Genomic DNA, 17,407 nt, shown 5'->3' on the forward strand with positions numbered 1-17,407 from the left:
GACCATGCAAGCCGATCCCATCTACGTGATCGCCGGCGCCGTCTCGGTGGCGGTGATCCTGGCCAGCGCCGCCAGCCACAAGTGGCGCGCGCCGGGGCGCTTCGCGCGGCAGCTGGAGGACTACCAGCTGCTGCCGCAGGCCCTGCTCAAGCCGGCCGCCCGCGTGTTGCCGCTGGTAGAAGGCGCCGTCGCCTTCGCCCTGCTGGTGCCGGCCAGCCGTTCGCTGGCGGCCCTGGCCGCCGCCCTGCTGCTGGCGCTGTACGCCGCGGCCATCGGCGTCAACCTGTGGCGCGGCCGCCGCGACATCGACTGCGGCTGCGCCGGGCCCGACCAGGCCCAGCCGCTACGCCCGGTGCTGCTGGCGCGCAACGCCGTGCTCATCGCCCTGGCCCTGCTCGCCAGCCTGCAGCCGCAGGCCCGCGAGCTGGGCCTGTTCGACGGCTTCGTGACGCTGGCCGCCAGCGCCGTCGCCCTGCTCCTCTACGTCTCCGCCGACGGCCTGCTGGCCAACGGCCCCCGTCTGCTCAAACTCATTGGAAGGTGAACCATGGAAGCCATGATCGTTTCCAACATCCTGCTCTGGTGCCTGCTGCTGGCACTGGCATTCGTCGTCATGGGCCTGGTGCGCCAGATCGGCGTGCTGCACGGGCGCATCGCCCCGGCCGGCGCGCTGATGGTCGACAAGGGCGTCGCCGTGAATGAGCCGGCCCCGCAGGTCACCGCCGCCGACCGCCACGGCCGCCCGGTGAACTTCGGCTACGCCGGCGAGAAGGCCCAGCTGCTGTTCTTCCTCTCGCCCACCTGCCCGATCTGCAAGTCGCTGCTGCCGGCGATCAAGTCCATCGCCAAGGAACAGGCGCAGCGCCTGGACGTGGTCTTCGTCAGCGACGGCGAGCCGGCCGCGCAGCAGGCGCTGATCGCCGAGCACAAGCTCGAAGGCGCCACCTACGTGGTCGGCCCGGAAGTGGGCATGACCTACCAGATCGGCAAGCTGCCCTACGCGGCGCTGATCGACCAGAACGGCGTCCTGCGCGCCAAGGGCCTGGTCAACTCCCGCGAGCACCTGGACAGCCTGTTCGAGGCCGAGCACCTGGGCAGCGCCACCCTGCAGCAGTACCTGCAGGCCCAGCAGCCTCAGGTTCACAGCCACGAGCCCGGCCACGCGCACTCGCACAGCGCCCACTGAACAATAAAAAGGGATAACCGATGAAATTCCTCGACCAGCTCTTCGAGCGCTCCTCCCGTCGCATCGCCGACACCACCTCGCGGCGCAAGCTGCTCTCGCGCATGGGTTCGTTGCTGGTGGCCGGCGCCGCCCTGCCGGTGCTGCTGCCCATCGACCGCACCGGCAAGGCCCTGGCCGCCGACAAGCCGATGGCCGGCGACCCGGGCGACCCCAACAGCTGCGACTACTGGCGCTACTGCTCCATCGACGGCTTCCTCTGCTCCTGCTGCGGCGGCAGCGTGTCCAGCTGCCCGCCGGGCACCGAGGTGTCGCAGGTGGCCTGGGTCGGCACCTGCCACAACCCGGCCGACGGCAAGAACTACATCATTTCCTATAACGACTGCTGCGGTAAGCACAGCTGCAACCAGTGCGCCTGCACCCGCAACGACAGCGAGGAGCCGGCCTACCGTCCGTTCAACAACAACGACGTGAACTGGTGCCTGGCGGCCAAGTCGCACATCTACCACTGCACCGTCTCGGTCATCCGCGGCGTCGCGGTATAAGGCAGATGAAGCACTCGCTGCCGACCCTCGCGCTGCTGTGCCTGCTGGCCGCCTCGGCGGCCCAGGCCCGCAGCATCCCCGACCCGCACCAGAAACACGCGCCGGGCAACGAGGCGCCGCAGACGCCGATCGCCGAGGCCGGCTACAGCAACGCCACCAACTACCAACTGCAGTGCGCGGGCTGCCACCTGTCCAACGGCGCCGGCTCCAAGGCCAACGACGTGCCGAGGATGCTCGGCTTCGTCGGCAACTTCCTCAAGGTCGAGGGTGGCCGCCAGTTCCTGGTGCGGGTGCCGGGCATGTCGATGTCGGCGCTCAACGATGCGCAACTGGCGGACATGCTCAACTGGCTGCTGCGCAAGGACGGCATGGCCGGCAACAGCATGCCGGCCAGCTACCAGCCGTACAGCGCGGAGGAAGTAGCGGGGATTCGCCACGAAACCATGCTCAACCTGCCGGGAACCCGCGCCCAGCTGATCGCCGAGATGCGCAAGCAGGGCATCGCCATCGAGGATGGCATGGGCAACTGAAAGACTCCTTTGGTTCCGCTTCGGCCCGCCGTATGGCGGGCTTTTTTTGGGTTGGCTTTTCGTAGGAGCGAGCTTGCTCGCGAACGGTATTCGCCGGCGGCCATGGTGTTTCCGGTTGACTCCGAACCCTCTCCCCAGCCCTCTCCCTGTGTATGGACCGGAGACATGGTAGACACCTGTTCGGAGACAAGGTGAACAGATTAGGGAAGCCGTTTGCCAGCGATGCATAGCTGCTCGCGCAGGTCGATCCTGGCAATACGGTGCGTGCTCCAGTACACGTTGTACTGTCCCTCTTCGGTAGTCGGCCGTATCGCGACCGACTCACCGATGAATGCCTTGCCTACCTGGTACGGCCGCCCCTGACAGTAAATTTCACCTTTGCCCTGGACCTTGCGCACCAGGTCCAGCTCATCGTACTGCGGAGCGGGTGGATGCTCCTGATATTCAAGCGGGCTCGGTTGATAACGCTGTTGCGGAACCTGCATGTCCAGTGCCTGGTGCGGACGCTGCTGATTGTAAAGCCCGCGCCAACGATCAAACGCCGCCTGGGCGTGGATCAAGTCATCAAAAACTCGTCCTTGCAGCAATTCGACCTTGAGCGTGCGGTGGAAGCGCTCGTCCTTGCCTTGGGTTTGCGGGTGGTAAGGGCTGGAGTGGCTGGTCCGGATACCCTGGCGCATCAACCAGACCTCCAGGGCCGTGTAATGGGCTTCGGTATCACCCCAGGGGCTGCCATTGTCCATGGTCATACGCCGCGGTAGCCCATAGCGCCTGAAGGTCGCGATGAGGTGGGCCTGCACGGTTTCCCGTCGCTCATCGCTACAACCCTGTAGGCATAGGGCATAGCGGGAGTGGTCATCAAGGATCGTCAGGGGATAGCAACGCCCTTTGGCGAGGGGAAAGTGCCCCTTGAAGTCCATCTGCCACAGATCGTTCGGGGCAACATGTTCGAAGCGTTGCCACGGCTGGCAGCGCTCGCCAGCCTCCGGTTGAATGCAGCCATGGCGGAGCAGGATCGCATGCACAGTGCTTACCGCTGGAGCATCCACCCCCTGATTGAGCAAGAGCTGCCGCAACTTGCGTGCGCCCCAGCTCGGATGCTCCTGGCGCAGAGCCACGACGTGCGCTTCGAGATCTTCCGGCGAACGGCCCGGAGAGCGCTTTGGACGTCGTGAGCGATCCTCCAGCCCCTCGCCCGCCTGACCTCGCTTCAGCCATTTGTAACCGGTATTCGGACTGATTCCGAAGCGCCGGCAAAGCTGGCGGAGGTTGGCACCCGGCGTGCTGGCCAAGGCAACGAATTCCTCGCGTACCTGCATTTTGGACACCTCCTGCCAGGGCATCTCACGCTCCTCATGCGTTTCGATGCCTCAGCATGATGTGTTCGCCATGTCTCCGAACACCTGTTCACCATGTCTCCGGTCCATACACCCTGAAGGGAGAGGGGGCCAGTCCGTGCCGAGATGAGGAATGGTTTCAGCTGGAAACCGCCGTGCTTGCCGGCTGACTCGGGAAAACCAGACTGCGCCGAACGGTCCCCTCTCCCTTCAGGGAGAGGGTTAGGGAGAGGGCGCTCTCAACCCCTGCACCAGCGCAACCGGCAAACTCCGTTCGCGAGCAAGCTCGCTCCTACAAAAAAACCAGCCCCCTGCTCTACCGCAAGCCTTTACGCACCAAGCGTGAAACCTCCCCAACGGCGTGCGACAATGCCTACATTTTGCGGAACCCATGCTGCTGGAGAACCTATGCAGATCCTCGATAATCAGAACGACCTCGCGGGCTACCTCGGCCAACAGCGCGACAAGAAGATCACGGTCGTCACCGCCTTCGCCGCCGGCACCGAACCCCTGGTGGAAAGCCTGCGCGCCAACGGCAACCGTCTGGACATAGTGGTCGGGACCATCAACTCCTTCACCTCGCCGGACTTCATCGAGTACTGCATCGGCGAGAGCGGCGACGACCTGGCGCTGTCCGTCGACTTCCGCTACCAGCAGAGCATCCACTGGAAGCTCTACCTGATCGAGCCGGACATCGTCATCCTCGGCAGCGCCAACTTCACCGAGATCGGCGTCAGCCTGACCCGCGACAACGCCGTGGTCATCCAGGACGCCGCGCTCTACCAGCAGCACCTGGCCCGCGTCGAACAACTCAAGGCCACCGAGGGCGTGCTGCCCAGCGCCGACAACGAGGCCTTCGACGAGGCCCTGGAAACCTACCGCTGGAACCACCGCCGCATGCAGGCGGGCCTGGCGCGCACCGCGCAGTACCTGGACGGCGAGAGCTGGCTGGGCGAGGAGTCCAACCAGAGCATTCCGCTGTTCATCTGGTACAGCGACCACTCCGAGGACTCCGAGACCACCGCCGAGGGCTTCCTGCGCGCCAGCAGCGGCGTGGACTGGGACGACGTGCGCGAGTTCTTCACCTACGAATGCGCCGAGGGCGCCCTGCCCTACGAGGAAGGCGACGTGGTGCTGACCGCGCGCTGCAACGGCTCGCACATCGGCTTCTACACCTTCGACCGCATCCTCTACCGCGACGGCACCTACTACATCTATTCCTACCGCAAGAAGCGCTACCCGGCGCCGTTCAACCTGGACGACACCAAGGAAGGCCTGAAGGACGTCATCCCGCGCTGGTACGAGGAAGGTCGCACCGAGATGAACCGGGCGGACATCCTGCGCTTCATGATCTGAAGCTCCTCCCCGCCCCTGCGAAAACGCCGCGAACGGTTCCCCGTCGCGGCGTTTTTCATTTGCGCGCCCGCATTCCGTGAAGCCGGGCGTAGGCGGCACCATATTGAGGCCGCGGCGCCCGACTTCCGTGCACTTCTTCCCTCTGGCCACCTCGCTCCATGGCCGCCGCGATGGTCGGGCCCTCGCGCCACGCGGGCCGTGCCGACCAGCGACACCCCTGTATCCAAAAATCCTGACGACCTGGCCAGGTTCTTGCTTCGCTCCGGACAGCGTGCAGGCGGTCGCTTGCGCATTTCTCGGAAGATTATTTTCTCTTTCGAATCAGATAGTTCAGAGTGTCGAAAAAGATTTTGTATACAAGGTAGTAGCCAAACAGGAACAACCGTGTTTACAGTGCTCGGCACAACAAAAACAAGCGAGTCCTCCAGCCATGAATGACCGTTCAGCTGTAGCGTCCTCCAGCTCCCGCCCGGAAGACGAGAACCTCGGTGTCGGCGCCAACCTGGCGTACGGCCTGCAACACGTTCTGACCATGTATGGCGGCATCGTCGCCGTGCCGCTGATCCTCGGCCAGGCCGCCGGCCTGTCGCCCGCCGAGATCGGCACCCTGATCGCCGCGTCGCTGTTCGCCGGCGGCCTTGCCACGCTGCTGCAGACCCTCGGCCTGCCCTTCTTCGGCAGCCAGCTGCCGCTGGTGCAGGGCGTGTCCTTCGCCGGGGTGGCGACCATGCTCGCCATCCTCACCACCGGCTACGAAGGTGGCGGCATCCCCGCGGTGCTGGGGGCAGTGATGGCGGCCTCAGCCATCGGCCTGCTGATCACTCCGGTGTTCTCGCGCATCACCAAGTTCTTCCCGCCGCTGGTCACCGGCGTGGTCATCACCACCATCGGCCTGACGCTGATGCCGGTGGCCGCGCGCTGGGCCATGGGCGGCAACCCCAAGGCGGCGGAATTCGGCAGCACGGCGAACATCGGCCTGGCCGCGGTGACCCTGGTCATCGTGCTATTGCTGAGCAAGCTGGGCAGCGCCGCCATCTCGCGCCTGTCGATCCTGCTGGCCATGGTGATCGGCACCGGCATCGCCTACGCCCTGGGCATGACCGACTTCTCCAAGGTCACCGAAGGCCCGATGCTGGCCATGCCGGAAATCTTCCACTTCGGCATGCCGACCTTCCACCTGGCGGCGATCATCTCCATGTGCATCGTGATCCTGGTGACCCTGGTGGAAACCTCGGCGGACATCCTCGCCGTGGGCGAGATCATCGGCACCAAGGTGGACTCCAAGCGCCTGGGCAACGGCCTGCGCGCCGACATGCTGTCGAGCATCCTGGCGCCGATCTTCGGTTCCTTCACCCAGAGCGCCTTCGCCCAGAACGTCGGCCTGGTGGCCGTGACCGGCGTGAAGAGCCGCTACGTGGTGGCCACCGGCGGGCTGATCCTGGTGACCCTCGGCCTGCTGCCGGTGGTCGGCCGGGTGGTGGCCGCGGTGCCCCCGGCGGTGCTCGGCGGCGCCGGCCTGGTGCTGTTCGGCACCGTGGCGGCCAGCGGCATCCGCACCCTGTCGAAGGTGGACTACCACAACAACATGAACCTGGTGATAGTCGCCACCGCCCTGGGCTTCGGCATGCTGCCGATCGCGGCGCCGAACTTCTACCACAACTTCCCGGGCTGGGTGGAAACCATCTTCCACTCCGGCATCAGCTCCTCGGCCATCATGGCCATTGCCCTGAACCTGCTGTTCAACCACTTCAAGACCGGCAACTCGGACCAGCAGTCGGTGTTCGTCGCCGCCGAGGAGCGCACCCTGCGCTACCGCGACATCGCCGCGCTGAACGAGGGCGACTACTTCCTCAACGGCAAGCTGCACGACAAGGACGGCAACGAGGTGCCGGTGATCGACGAGGAGAACGAGCATGCAGAGCACGCGCCGCCAAGGACGGTGAAGGCTGCGGCGCATTGATGATGGAAACGGCCCCGGTAGGGGTCGTTTTCATTTAGCAGGGGTCGCCATACCTGTAGGAGCGAGCTTGCTCGCGAACAGGATTTCCCGGCGGCTGCGGTGTTGGATGCAAGAGCGCCCTCTCCCCAGCCCTCTCCCGCAAGCGGGAGAGGGGGCTGTCCGGAGCGGCGTCAGACTCGGGCGCAGTCCTCACACCCCGTCATTCCCGCGAACGCGGGACGCGGCTCCATCGCGAACAGCGCTTGCGCTGGCCCGAAGGGGAATAACCCAATGAACAGCACCGTAGGGCGTATAACCGTTCGCGGTTATACGCCGCTTGACCTCACCCCAAGCTCACGCCAAACCCCGCAACGAAGCCCCGCCGCAGAGCGCTCCGGACCCAGCCACGTCGCCCGGGACAGGCCTTGGTGTATCGGCGTACAACCGCGAACGGTTGTACGCCCTACGCCGCCTCGCGCCTTTCCGGTTCCAGCAGGCCGATGAAGGCGCGCAATGCCGGGGTGTCGGTGCCGCGGCGCCAGAACAGCCAGGTAGTGGCTTCGGCATGGCTGGGGGCCAGGTGGTGGATGGTCACGTTGCGCCCGCCGGCCAGGCTGTCGAACATCGCCTTGGGGATGATCGCCACCCCGCCGCCGGCGGCGATGCAGGCCAGCATGCCGTGGTAGGACTCCATCTCCATGATCTTGCCCGGCACCACGCGCTGCTCGGCGAACCAGCCCTCCAGGCGCTTGCGGTAGGAGCAGGTGTCGCGGAAGGCGAACACCGTCTCCCCCGCCACGTCGCGGGCGTCGCGCACCGGCGGGTGGCCCTGGGCGCTCATCAGCACCAGCTCCTCCTGGAACACCGGGCGGCCGTCCAACTGCGGGTGGTTGGCCGGGCCATCGGCGAAGGCGGCGATGAAGCGCCCGGAGAGCACGCCGTCGATCATCTCGCCCGACGGGCCGGTGGACAGGTCCAGCTGCACCTTGGGGAAGCGCTGGTGGTAGCGCGCCAGCAGTTCGGGGATGCGCACCGCCGCGGTGCTTTCCATCGAACCCAGGGAGAAGCTGCCGTGGGGCTCGGCGCCGCTGGCCACCTGGCGCGCCTCCTCCACCAGGTCGAGGATGCGCTCGGCGTAGTCGAGGAAGCTGCGCCCGGTGGGCGACAGGCGCAGGCGCGACTTCTCGCGGATGAACAGCTCGGCGCCCAGCTCGCTTTCCAGCTGCTTGATGCGCGTGGTCAGGTTCGACGGCACGCGGTGCAGACGGCCCGCGGCGGCGGTGATGCTGCCGTCCTGGGCGACGGCGCGGAAGAACTCCAGCTGGGTCAGGTCCACGTTTCTCTCCTGGAGAATGATTCTTTCTGAATTATTCATTTGTCATGAATGAAGCGCCACCTTACTTTCTTCCCCATGCCGGCGCCAGTGACGCCGGCCGGACAACCGACGCCGCCGACCGACGGCGGCCAGCCCCACTGCCGTGCAAGGACCTTCCATGAACCAGATCGCCGCCATCCCCGCTGCCATCTCGCGCAGCCCCGCCACCGGCCAGGAACTGGCCCGCTACCCCTTCGAAGACGCCGCCCAGCTGGAAAGCACCCTGGCCCGCACCGACGCCGCCTTCCGCCAGTGGCGCGAAACCCCGGTGGCCGAACGCGTCGCCGTGCTGCGCAGGATGGCCGAGGTGCTGCGCGCCAGCGTCGAGCCCATGGCCCGCATGGAAGCCCGGGAAATGGGCATGCCGGTCACCCAGGCGCGCGGCGAGATCAACAAGTGCGCCAACCTCTGCGACTGGTACGCCGAGCACGGCCCGGCCATGCTGGAAGACGAGAAGACCAGCATCGAAGGCGCGTACATCTCCTACCTGCCGCTGGGCCCGGTGCTGGCCGTGATGCCGTGGAACTTCCCCACCTGGCAGGTCATGCGCGGCGCGGTGAGCATCATCCTCGGCGGCAACACCTACGTGCTCAAGCACGCGCCGAACGTCATGGGCTGCGCCTACCAGTTGCGCGATGCCTGGCTCCAGGCCGGCCTGCCCGAGGGCGTGTTCGACGTGCTGAACGTGGAGCCACCGCTGGTCTCCAAGGCCATCGCCGATGAGCGCATCGCTTCCATCGCCGTGACCGGCAGCGTGGGCGCGGGCGCGGCCATCGCATCCCAGGCCGGCGCCGCGCTGAAGAAGTGCGTGCTGGAGCTGGGCGGTTCCGACGCCTTCATCGTGCTGGCCGACGCCGACCTGGACGCCGCCGTGAAAGCCGCCGTGGCCAGCCGCTTCGGCAACTGCGGCCAGGTGTGCATCGCCGCCAAGCGCATGATCGTCGAAGAGTCCATCGCCCCGGCCTTCACCGAAAAACTGCTGGCCGCGGTCAAGGCGCTGAAGATCGGCGATCCGCTGGCGGACGACACCTTCGTCGGCCCGATGGCCCGCTTCGACCTGCGCGACGAGCTGCACGGCCAGGTGCAACAGGCCATCGCCGACGGCGCCAGCCTGCTGCTGGGCGGCCACAAGCTGGAAGGCGAAGGCAACTACTACGCGCCGACCGTGCTGGCCGACGTTAAGCCGGGCAACACCGCCTTCGCCAAGGAAATCTTCGGCCCGGTGGCTTCGGTCATAGTCGCGCGCGACGCCGAGCACGCCCTGGAACTGGCCAACGACAGCGAGTTCGGCCTGTCCGGCGCCATCTGGAGCGCCGACAAGGCCAAGGCCCAGCACATGGCGCGGCGCCTGGTCAGCGGCGGCGTGTTCATCAACGGCTTCTCCGCCTCCGATCCGCGCGTGCCGATCGGCGGCGTGAAGAAGAGCGGTTTCGGCCGCGAGCTGTCGCACTTCGGCCTGCGCGAGTTCCTCAACCCGCAGACCGTCTGGATCGACCGCAAGTAAAGCTATAGTCTTGGCTTTTAGCCCGCGCCGCTCTCCTGGGCGCGGGCGTTGCACGCCCCGGCACGGTGCCGGGGCGTCGCCATTTCAGGAGGTCCCATGATCGAGCTGTACTACTGGCCCACCCCCAACGGCCACAAGATCACCCTGTTCCTCGAAGAGGCGGGGCTCGACTACCGCATCCACCCCGTCGATATCAGCGCCGGCGACCAGTTCAAGCCGGAATTCCTCGCCTTCTCGCCGAACAACCGCATGCCTGCCATCATCGACACCGCCCCGGCGGACGGCGGCGAGCCGATCAGCGTGTTCGAGTCCGGCGCCATCCTCGTCTACCTCGCGGAGAAGACCGGCAACTTCATGCCCAGCGACGTGCGCGGGCGCAAGACGGTGCTGGAATGGCTGTTCTGGCAGGTCGGCGGCCTGGGCCCGATGGCCGGGCAGAACCACCACTTCGTGCAATACGCGCCGGAAAAGCTGCCCTACGCCATGCAGCGCTACGTCAACGAGACCAACCGCCTGTACGGCGTGATGGACAAGCGCCTGGCGAAAGTGCCCTATCTCGCCGGCGAGCACTACAGCATCGCCGACATGGCCAGCTACCCCTGGGTGGTGCCGTGGCAGCGCCAGCAGCAGGACCTGGACGATTTCCCCCACCTCAAGCGCTGGTTCGAAGGCATAGCCGCCCGGCCGGCGACCGTGCGCGCCTACGAGAAGGGCCAGCCGTTCGCCTCGCGGCCGTCGGTGACCGAGGAAGGCAAGAAGATCCTCTTCGGGCAGACCGCCGCCAGCGTGAGCAAGGGCTGACGCAGAGGTGCTTTCGTAGGATGGGTTGAGTTTGCGAAACCCATGGGGTGGTGATGATGGGTATCGCTTCGCTCAACGCCATCCTACGGGGGTTGTGTGTGCCGGAGGGCAACGGCGCATAACCGCGAACGGTTATGCGCCCTACGTCGCTGGGTTCCCGCGTTCGCGGGAATGACGAGGTGTGAGGACTGCGCCTGAGTCTGACGCCGCTCAGGACAGCCCCCTCTCCCTTCAGGGAGAGGGTTGGGGAGAGGGCGCTCTTGCATCCAACGCCTCAGCCGCCGGGAAATCCTGTTCGCGAGCAAGCTCGCTCCTTGTATGTCGACGACCCGCCATAACGGCGGGTAGTCTCCGGCTGATCACCGGAAGGAAGACCAGGAAGACGTGTCCGCTCCTAGGCTACGAGCCTGCACTGTAGATAGTCTCCTGCCTTCCCAATCCACTCGTGAGTCCGAACGGTATCTGGAGCCCCACCCCGGTGGTAGCTCGTATAGGCAAGGTTGGATGGAGTGGAGTGCTGATGATGTAAAGCTGTAAGAGGTAGCAGGAGTTATGGCCATCGTAGTTGGCGTGGATATCGCCAAGAAAACTTTCGACATTGCGGTTCTGCAGAGCAATGGCAAATACCGCACCAAAGGCAATCTGAGCAACGATCAGTCGGGCTTCAGCGTCTTTGACCAGTGGCTGCAAAAACATGCCGAGCCAGGGGCGTGGGTGGTGATGGAAGCCACCAACATCTATCACGAAGCTCTGGGCGATTATCTGTTGGCCCGGGGATATCGTGTCTGCGTGATGAATCCGGCACGTATCGCCAGCTATGCGCAAAGCCAGTTGCAACGGGTCAAGACCGACAAGGTCGACGCCAAGTTGATCGCCCTCTACGGCGCTCGGCATGCCGAGGATCTCCAGCTCTGGCAGCCGGACCCGGTGAGCGTGCGGCAACTCCGTGCGCTGGTACGGCGCTACGAAGAGCTCAAGGAGCTGTTCCAGATGGAAATCAACCGCCTGGAAACCGCCAAGAGCGACGTGGTGAAAGAGTCGATCCTGTCGGTCTCGGCCCATCTGGAACAGCAGATTGAACAGACGCTGGAAGCGATTCGCCAACATATCGACAACGATCCTGACTTGCGGGGCAAGCGCGATCTGCTGACGAGTATCGAGGGTATCAGCGACAAAACTGCAGCCCTGTTGCTGGCCGAACTTGGATCAATCAGCCGCTTCGAGAGTGCCCGGGCGGTCGTGGCTTTTGCAGGACTCAATCCGAGGCTCAGGGAATCCGGCCAACACAAGGGCCAGGTGAGGATCTCAAAGATCGGCTCACGCCTCTTGCGGGCAGGCCTGTTCATGCCAGCCATCTGTGCCATGAGCCATAACCAGGCGATACGGGCACTGCGTTTACGGCTCGAGGAGAAAGGCAAAGCGGGTAAACAGATCATCTGTGCTGCCATGCGCAAGCTGCTGCAGATCGCCTATGGCGTCCTCAAGTCGGGCCAGCCATACAATGTGGAACTGGCCCTTGCTCGAGGCTAGGTGACACGGTATCTACAGGGAGGCGCCTTCCACGGTCACACGCGGAACTGCCCCATCAACCCCTGCTGGTGATTCGCCAGGTCATTCAGCGATTGGCTGATCTGCGCCGACTCCTGGGCCTGGCCGGACAGCGATTCGGTCACGTCGCGGATGCCCGCCACGTTGCGGTTGATCTCTTCGGCTACCGCGCTCTGTTCCTCGGCGGCGCTGGCGATCTGCAGGTTCATGTCGTTGATCACCCCCACCGCCTCGCCGATGCGCTGCAGCGCGGCCACTGCCTGCTCGACCTGACTGACGCTGCCCTGGGCCTGCTGGTGGCTGCTGTGCATGGCATGGACCACCTCGCGGGTGCCGTTCTGCAGGCCTTCGATCACCTGGCGGATTTCTTCCACCGAGTCCTGGGTGCGCTTGGCCAGGTTGCGCACTTCGTCGGCCACCACCGCGAAGCCACGGCCGGCCTCGCCGGCACGGGCTGCCTCGATGGCGGCATTGAGCGCCAGCAGGTTGGTCTGCTCGGCGATGGCGCGGATCACCTCCAGCACCGAGCCGATCTGCTCGCTGCTGGCGGCCAGGCCTTCGACCTGGGTCATCGCCTGGCTCATGTCGCGGGCTAGTTCGTCGATGGCGCGGGTGGTCTGGTCGATCACCGCCAGGCCGTCGCGGGTGGCGCCGTCGGCCCCGCGGGCGGCGTCGGCGGCCATGGCCGCGCTGTTGGCCACGTCGTGGGCGGTGGCGCTCATTTCCTGGGAGGCGGTGGCCACCTGCTCGATCTCGCGGAACTGCTGCTGCATGCCGGCGCTGGTCTGGGTCGACAGCGCGGCGGACTGGTCGGCGGTGGCGCGGGCGTCCTGCACCGAGGCTTTCACGTCGCGGATGATCGGCTGCAGCTTGTCGAGGAAGCGGTTGAACCAGCCGGCCAGCTCGCCGAGTTCGTCCTGGCCCTGGTACTTCAGGCGCTGGGTCAGGTCGCCCTCGCCGCTGGCGATGTCGCGCAGCATGCCGGCCACGCCGAGGATGGGGCGCGTTACGCCGCGCGCGGTCAGCCACAGCAGGACCAGCACCACCAGCGCCAGGCCGACGCCGAAGGCGGTTTCCCAGAGCGCGCCGCTGAGGTTGCGCGCATCCAGCTCGCCCTGCAGCTTCAGCGACGGCTCCAGCAGCACCGGGCGCGGCACTTCCAGCAGCACGCCCCAGTTCTTCGAATCGGGGATGGCCTGCAGCGGCTCGACCACCTGCAGCTTGTCCTCGCCCATCAGCGCCCTGGGCGCGCCGGCGGCCTGCACGGCGAGCAGTTCGGCGGCGTTGGCCACCGACTTGGCCAGCGGCTGGCCGAGCTGGTTGGCGTCCTGGCTGTCGCCGGCCAGCAGCCCGGCCGGGCTGAGGATGCGGATGGCGCCCTGGCCGTCGTAGAGCGCGCGGTCACCGTCCAGGGCCAGTTGCTGCAGGCGGCTCAGGCTGATGTCGGCGCCGACCACGGCCAGCAGCTTGCCGTTCTCCATCAGTGGGAACACCAGGGTGGTCATCAGCACGCGCTGGCCGGAGGCGTCGTCGAAGTACGGGTTGAGCACGCAGGGCCGCAGGTTCTGCTTCGGGCACTGGTACCAGGTGTTGAACGGGGTGCCGTCGAGCATCGCGGTGGTGTCGGCGATCATCGCCTCGGTCACCGCCAGGCTGCTGTCGCCGCTGGCCTTCTGCGCCCAGTAGGCGCCGAAGCGGCCCTTCTCGTTGCTGCCCAGGGCCTCCTGGCCGGCGAAGCGGGCGTCCTGGCCGTCGAGGGCCTCGGGCTCGAACACCACGTAGAGGCTGAGCAGCGTCGGGTTGGACTTCAGGCCATCGTGAACCAGCTTCACCAGGTCCTCGCGCAGCACCTGCGCATCGACGCCGTGCCGCGCGCTCTGGGCGCGCAGCTGGGCGACCTGGCGGCTGAACTGGTCGCCGAAGTGGTAGACATCGGTGAAGAAGCGCTGGATGGTCTCCGCCTGCTGCTCGGCCCGCGCCTGCATGCGCGCCTGGGCCGCGTCTTCGAGCATCTGCGCGTTGGCCGTCTTCACCAGTTGCAGGTTGTGGTTCATGCGCAGCAGCGAGCTGCCCACCAGCAAGGCCACGGTGCACAGCAGGCAGAGGCCGGCCAGCAGGGTGATCTTCCACTGGATCGAAAGGCGCGTCAGGAACATGGGCGGAGGTCCTTGGAACGTGGGAGTGCCCCAGGCTATCGGCCTGGCGGGGGATTTCTGGAGGCGTCGGGCCAGTCGTTTTCCTGCTGCATCAGCGCGCGGTACTGGCCGGGTGTGGAGCCGGTCCACTTGCGGAAGGCCTTGTAGAAGGCGCTGGTGTCGGCGAAGCCGAGTTCCTCGGCCAGTTCGGCGAAGTTGCCTTCGCCGGCGTCCAGGCGGGCGATGGCCAGGTCGCGGCGCAGCTGGTCCTTCAGCGCCTGGTACGACTGGCCCTCGGCGGCGAGCTTGCGGCGCAGCGTCGAGGACGCCATGTAGAAGTGGCTGCCCAGCGCCTCCAGGTCCGGCCAGCGCTCGCAGCGCTGGCTGCGCAGGTAGGCCTTGATGCGCGCCGCCAGGCTCTGCGGGTCGCGGTAGCGCACCAGGATGTTGGCCGGGGCGCCGACCAGGAAGCGCCGCAGCTCGCGCTCGTCGCGGCGCACCGGCAGGGCCAGGGCTTCGGCGTTGAACAGCAGGCGCGTCTGCCGACGGGCGAAGCGCAGGTTGTCGCTGAACATCACCCGGTAGTCCTCGATGTAGTCCGGCTGCGGGCTGCGCAGGTCGATGGCGAGGATCGGGATGCGCCGGCCCACCAGCCAGCAGGCCAGGCCGTGGACCATCAGGTACAGGGTGAAGTAGCAGAAGGCCCGTTGCGCCGGCGCCGCGCCCTCGTCGAGCTGGATGGCGGCCACCCCGTCCTGGCTCACCAGGCGTGGCTGCAGGCCGTCGAAGACTAGGCCTAGGAAGGCCAGGGCACGCTCCAGTGCAGCCTCCAGGGTCGCTTCGTGGATCGCCGTGCGGGCCATGAAGTTGAAGCTGCCGGACTTCATTCGCCGCCGGTTCATGGCGAAGAATTCGTCGTCCAGCGCCTTCGCCAAACGCAGCCAGAGCCGCGAATAGGCCTGGATCGGCACCCGCGCGTAGGGCTTGCCGACGAGTTCGCCGGCGATGCCCGCCGCGGCCAGCAGCGCGGACGCGTCGAGGCCCTGGCGAACGGGTTCGGCCAGGGCCTCGTTGACCAGGCGGATGGAGATGGTGCCCTTCTCTACCGGCATGGCGCCTCGCGTCCGTCAGCCACGCAGTTCCTCGATGCTGATCTCGCGCATGCGGAACTTCTGGATCTTGCCGGTCACCGTCATCGGGAACTCGTCGCAGAAGCGGAAGTGCCGGGGCACCTTGAAGTGGGCGATGCGCGCCTTGCAGAAGGCCCGCAGCTCTTCCTCCTCGACGCTGTGGCCGGGGTGGAACTTGACCCAGGCCACCAGCTCCTCGCCGTACTTGGCGTCGGGGATGCCGATCACCTGGGCGTCGGCCACGGCGTGGTGGGTGTAGAGGAATTCCTCGATCTCGCGCGGATAGATGTTCTCGCCGCCGCGGATGATCATGTCCTTGCTGCGCCCGACGATGCGCACGTTGCCCGCCTCGTCCATCAGCGCCAGGTCGCCGGTGAGCATCCAGCGCGCCGGGCTGATGGCCTCGGCCGTGGCCTGGGGGTTGTTCCAGTAGCCGAGCATCACGCTGTAGCCGCGGGTGCACAGCTCGCCGATGGTGCCGCGCGGGACGATGCGGCCGTCGCCGTCGATGATCTTGCTCTCCAGCTGCGGCTGGGTGCGGCCGACGGTGGTCACGCGGATTTCCAGCTCGTCGTCCGGGCCGGTCTGCAGCGACACCGGGCTGGTCTCGGTCATGCCGTAGGCGATCTGCACCTGCGCCATGTGCATCTCGCTGATGACCCGCCGCATCACCTCGATCGGGCAGGTGGCGCCAGCCATGATCCCGGTGCGCAGGCTGGACAGGTCGAATTCGGCGCGGCGCGGGTGGTCCAGCTCGGCGATGAACATGGTGGGCACGCCGTAGAGCGCGGTGGCGCGCTCCTCGGCCACGGCGGCCAGGGTCGCCTCCGGCTCGAAGCTGGGCGCCGGGTAGATCATGGCGGCGCCGTGGGTCATGCAGCCGAGGTTGCCCATCACCATGCCGAAGCAGTGGTACAGCGGCACCGGGATCACCAGGCGGTCGTGCTCGGTGAGGCCGATGCTCTCGCCGACCATGTAGCCGTTGTTGAGGATGTTGTAGTGGCTTAGGGTGGCGCCCTTGGGGAAGCCGGTGGTGCCGGAGGTGTACTGGATGTTGATCGGCTCGTCGAATTGCAGCAGGGCCTGGCGCTGCGCCAGTTCCTCGGCGGATACCGAGGCGCCTATGCCCTCCAACTGGTCCCAGCGGAGGAACCCGGCCGGGACCTGGGCGGCCAGGCTGACCACCCCGCTCAGCTCCGGCAGGCGCGCGCTGTTCAGCTCGCCCGGGCGGCAGTCGCGCAGCTCCGGCAGCAGCTCGGCGAGCATGCCGTGGTAGTCGGAGGTTTTGAAGGCGTCGGCGCACACCAGCCAGCGGCAGCCGGACTGCTTCAGCGCGTACTCCAGCTCGTTGGCGCGGTAGGCCGGGTTGATGTTGACCAGCACCGCGCCGATCTTGGCGCTGGCGAACTGGGTGATGCACCACTGCGCGCAGTTCGGCGCCCAGATGCCCAGGCGGTCGCCCTGGCGCAGGCCCAGGGCGAGGAAGGCGCGGGCCGTGGCGTCCACCGCCTCGGCCAGCTGGGCCCAGGTGTAGCGCAGGTTCTGGTGCCGCACCACCAGCGCCTCGCGGTCGGCGAAACGGCTGGCGGTGTCGTCGAAGGCAGCGCCTATGGTCATGGCCAGCAGCGGCTTGTCCTGGCGGCCACGGGTATAGCTCGGGTGGTTCATGGCGTTCCCTTGTTGTGCTTGTTCTGGGACTGGGCTCACGACCGGGCCCACAGGCATGGGCATGACCGGCCGGTCGGCGGCTCGCGGAGCATCTTTACGTTAACGTAAAGGTAAACGCAACCCCGCGATCCGCCTCGTTCTCTACAGCTTAGCCAGTCAAGCTTCATGCCACAGAAGTACAACACCTTGAGAATCAGACACTTGGAATAATCCGACAGCCGACACCCAGGCCCGGGATTCGCATTTCGCAACACTTGGCGAGACACTTTCTCATTCCCGCCGTTGCGCTTTCAAAGTGATACACGCACTTGTGCCTGCAAGCCCTTGAAATTCTTTCCTCCAGGCCGCTGCCGGGC

14 protein-coding genes and 1 pseudogene are annotated in these 17,407 nt (G+C 66.3%); 9 read left to right on the forward strand and 6 right to left on the reverse strand.

The annotated features are described in order from the left end of the window. Positions 1-4: 4 nt before the first annotated feature. The 4 genes from ACTWJ5_RS17460 to ACTWJ5_RS17475 are packed head-to-tail and all read left to right on the forward strand — an operon-like array spanning position 5 to position 2,258. Complete coding sequence (locus tag ACTWJ5_RS17460; RefSeq protein WP_253390308.1) at positions 5-544, forward strand: MauE/DoxX family redox-associated membrane protein; 540 nt, start codon at positions 5-7, stop codon at positions 542-544. Positions 545-547: 3 nt separating this feature from the next. Continuing rightward, positions 548-1,186, forward strand: coding sequence for a methylamine dehydrogenase accessory protein MauD (mauD, locus tag ACTWJ5_RS17465; RefSeq protein WP_074979292.1), 639 nt, complete (start codon positions 548-550; stop codon positions 1,184-1,186). Positions 1,187-1,206: 20 nt separating this feature from the next. After that, the gene (locus tag ACTWJ5_RS17470; RefSeq protein ID WP_009622218.1) at positions 1,207-1,728 is read left to right on the forward strand and encodes a methylamine dehydrogenase light chain; all 522 of its coding nucleotides are present in this window, start codon (positions 1,207-1,209) and stop codon (positions 1,726-1,728) included. 5 nt (positions 1,729-1,733) lie between these two features. Continuing rightward, a complete protein-coding gene (locus ACTWJ5_RS17475) occupies positions 1,734-2,258 on the forward strand; it encodes a cytochrome C (RefSeq protein ID WP_444436197.1) in 525 nt (174 codons plus the stop codon). Between the two features lie 200 nt (positions 2,259-2,458). Here the strand turns inward: ACTWJ5_RS17475 and ACTWJ5_RS17480 are convergent, their stop codons facing one another. Continuing rightward, positions 2,459-3,601, reverse strand: coding sequence for an IS481 family transposase (locus tag ACTWJ5_RS17480; protein WP_444436198.1), 1,143 nt, complete (start codon positions 3,599-3,601; stop codon positions 2,459-2,461). Between the two features lie 402 nt (positions 3,602-4,003). Between ACTWJ5_RS17480 and ACTWJ5_RS17485 the strand changes: the two genes are divergently transcribed. Then, positions 4,004-4,951 carry a phospholipase D family protein gene (locus tag ACTWJ5_RS17485; protein WP_116423425.1) on the forward strand — a complete coding sequence of 316 codons (948 nt, stop codon included), beginning with the start codon at positions 4,004-4,006 and terminating at the stop codon, positions 4,949-4,951. Between the two features lie 430 nt (positions 4,952-5,381). Beyond that, positions 5,382-6,911: a nucleobase:cation symporter-2 family protein gene (locus ACTWJ5_RS17490; protein ID WP_444436199.1), complete on the forward strand. Its 1,530-nt coding sequence runs from the start codon at positions 5,382-5,384 to the stop codon at positions 6,909-6,911. Between the two features lie 442 nt (positions 6,912-7,353). On the opposite strand, the gene ptrR is transcribed toward ACTWJ5_RS17490, so the two are convergent. Further along, positions 7,354-8,226, reverse strand: a complete 873-nt coding sequence (gene ptrR, locus ACTWJ5_RS17495) for a putrescine utilization regulator PtrR (protein ID WP_074979300.1) — start codon at positions 8,224-8,226, stop codon at positions 7,354-7,356. A 157-nt stretch (positions 8,227-8,383) separates the two neighbouring features. Between ptrR and ACTWJ5_RS17500 the strand changes: the two genes are divergently transcribed. From ACTWJ5_RS17500 to ACTWJ5_RS17510, 3 genes are all read left to right on the forward strand, one after another. Next, positions 8,384-9,769 (forward strand): NAD-dependent succinate-semialdehyde dehydrogenase, encoded by a 1,386-nt coding sequence (locus ACTWJ5_RS17500; protein WP_116423423.1) that lies wholly within the window; start codon positions 8,384-8,386, stop codon positions 9,767-9,769. A gap of 96 nt (positions 9,770-9,865) precedes the next feature. After that, positions 9,866-10,570 carry a glutathione binding-like protein gene (locus ACTWJ5_RS17505; protein WP_116423422.1) on the forward strand — a complete coding sequence of 235 codons (705 nt, stop codon included), beginning with the start codon at positions 9,866-9,868 and terminating at the stop codon, positions 10,568-10,570. A gap of 552 nt (positions 10,571-11,122) precedes the next feature. Beyond that, positions 11,123-12,100 (forward strand): IS110 family transposase, encoded by a 978-nt coding sequence (locus ACTWJ5_RS17510; protein ID WP_444436200.1) that lies wholly within the window; start codon positions 11,123-11,125, stop codon positions 12,098-12,100. Positions 12,101-12,135: 35 nt separating this feature from the next. On the opposite strand, the gene ACTWJ5_RS17515 is transcribed toward ACTWJ5_RS17510, so the two are convergent. From ACTWJ5_RS17515 to ACTWJ5_RS17530, 4 genes and pseudogenes are all read right to left on the reverse strand, one after another. Then, positions 12,136-12,891 carry a methyl-accepting chemotaxis protein gene (locus tag ACTWJ5_RS17515; RefSeq protein ID WP_370686620.1) on the reverse strand — a complete coding sequence of 252 codons (756 nt, stop codon included), beginning with the start codon at positions 12,889-12,891 and terminating at the stop codon, positions 12,136-12,138. Between the two features lie 150 nt (positions 12,892-13,041). Beyond that, positions 13,042-14,274: pseudogene (locus ACTWJ5_RS17520) on the reverse strand (PDC sensor domain-containing protein); the annotation flags it as partial. A gap of 35 nt (positions 14,275-14,309) precedes the next feature. Next, entirely contained in the window at positions 14,310-15,365 is a 1,056-nt protein-coding gene (locus ACTWJ5_RS17525) for an AraC family transcriptional regulator (RefSeq protein ID WP_116423420.1), read from the reverse strand. Between the two features lie 15 nt (positions 15,366-15,380). Next, positions 15,381-17,051, reverse strand: coding sequence for an AMP-binding protein (locus ACTWJ5_RS17530; protein ID WP_444436201.1), 1,671 nt, complete (start codon positions 17,049-17,051; stop codon positions 15,381-15,383). Between the last annotated feature and the right edge of the window lie 356 nt (positions 17,052-17,407).

Origin of the sequence: Pseudomonas sp. A6, assembly GCF_052367875.1 — a bacterium.
Lineage (GTDB): Bacteria > Pseudomonadota > Gammaproteobacteria > Pseudomonadales > Pseudomonadaceae > Pseudomonas > Pseudomonas citronellolis.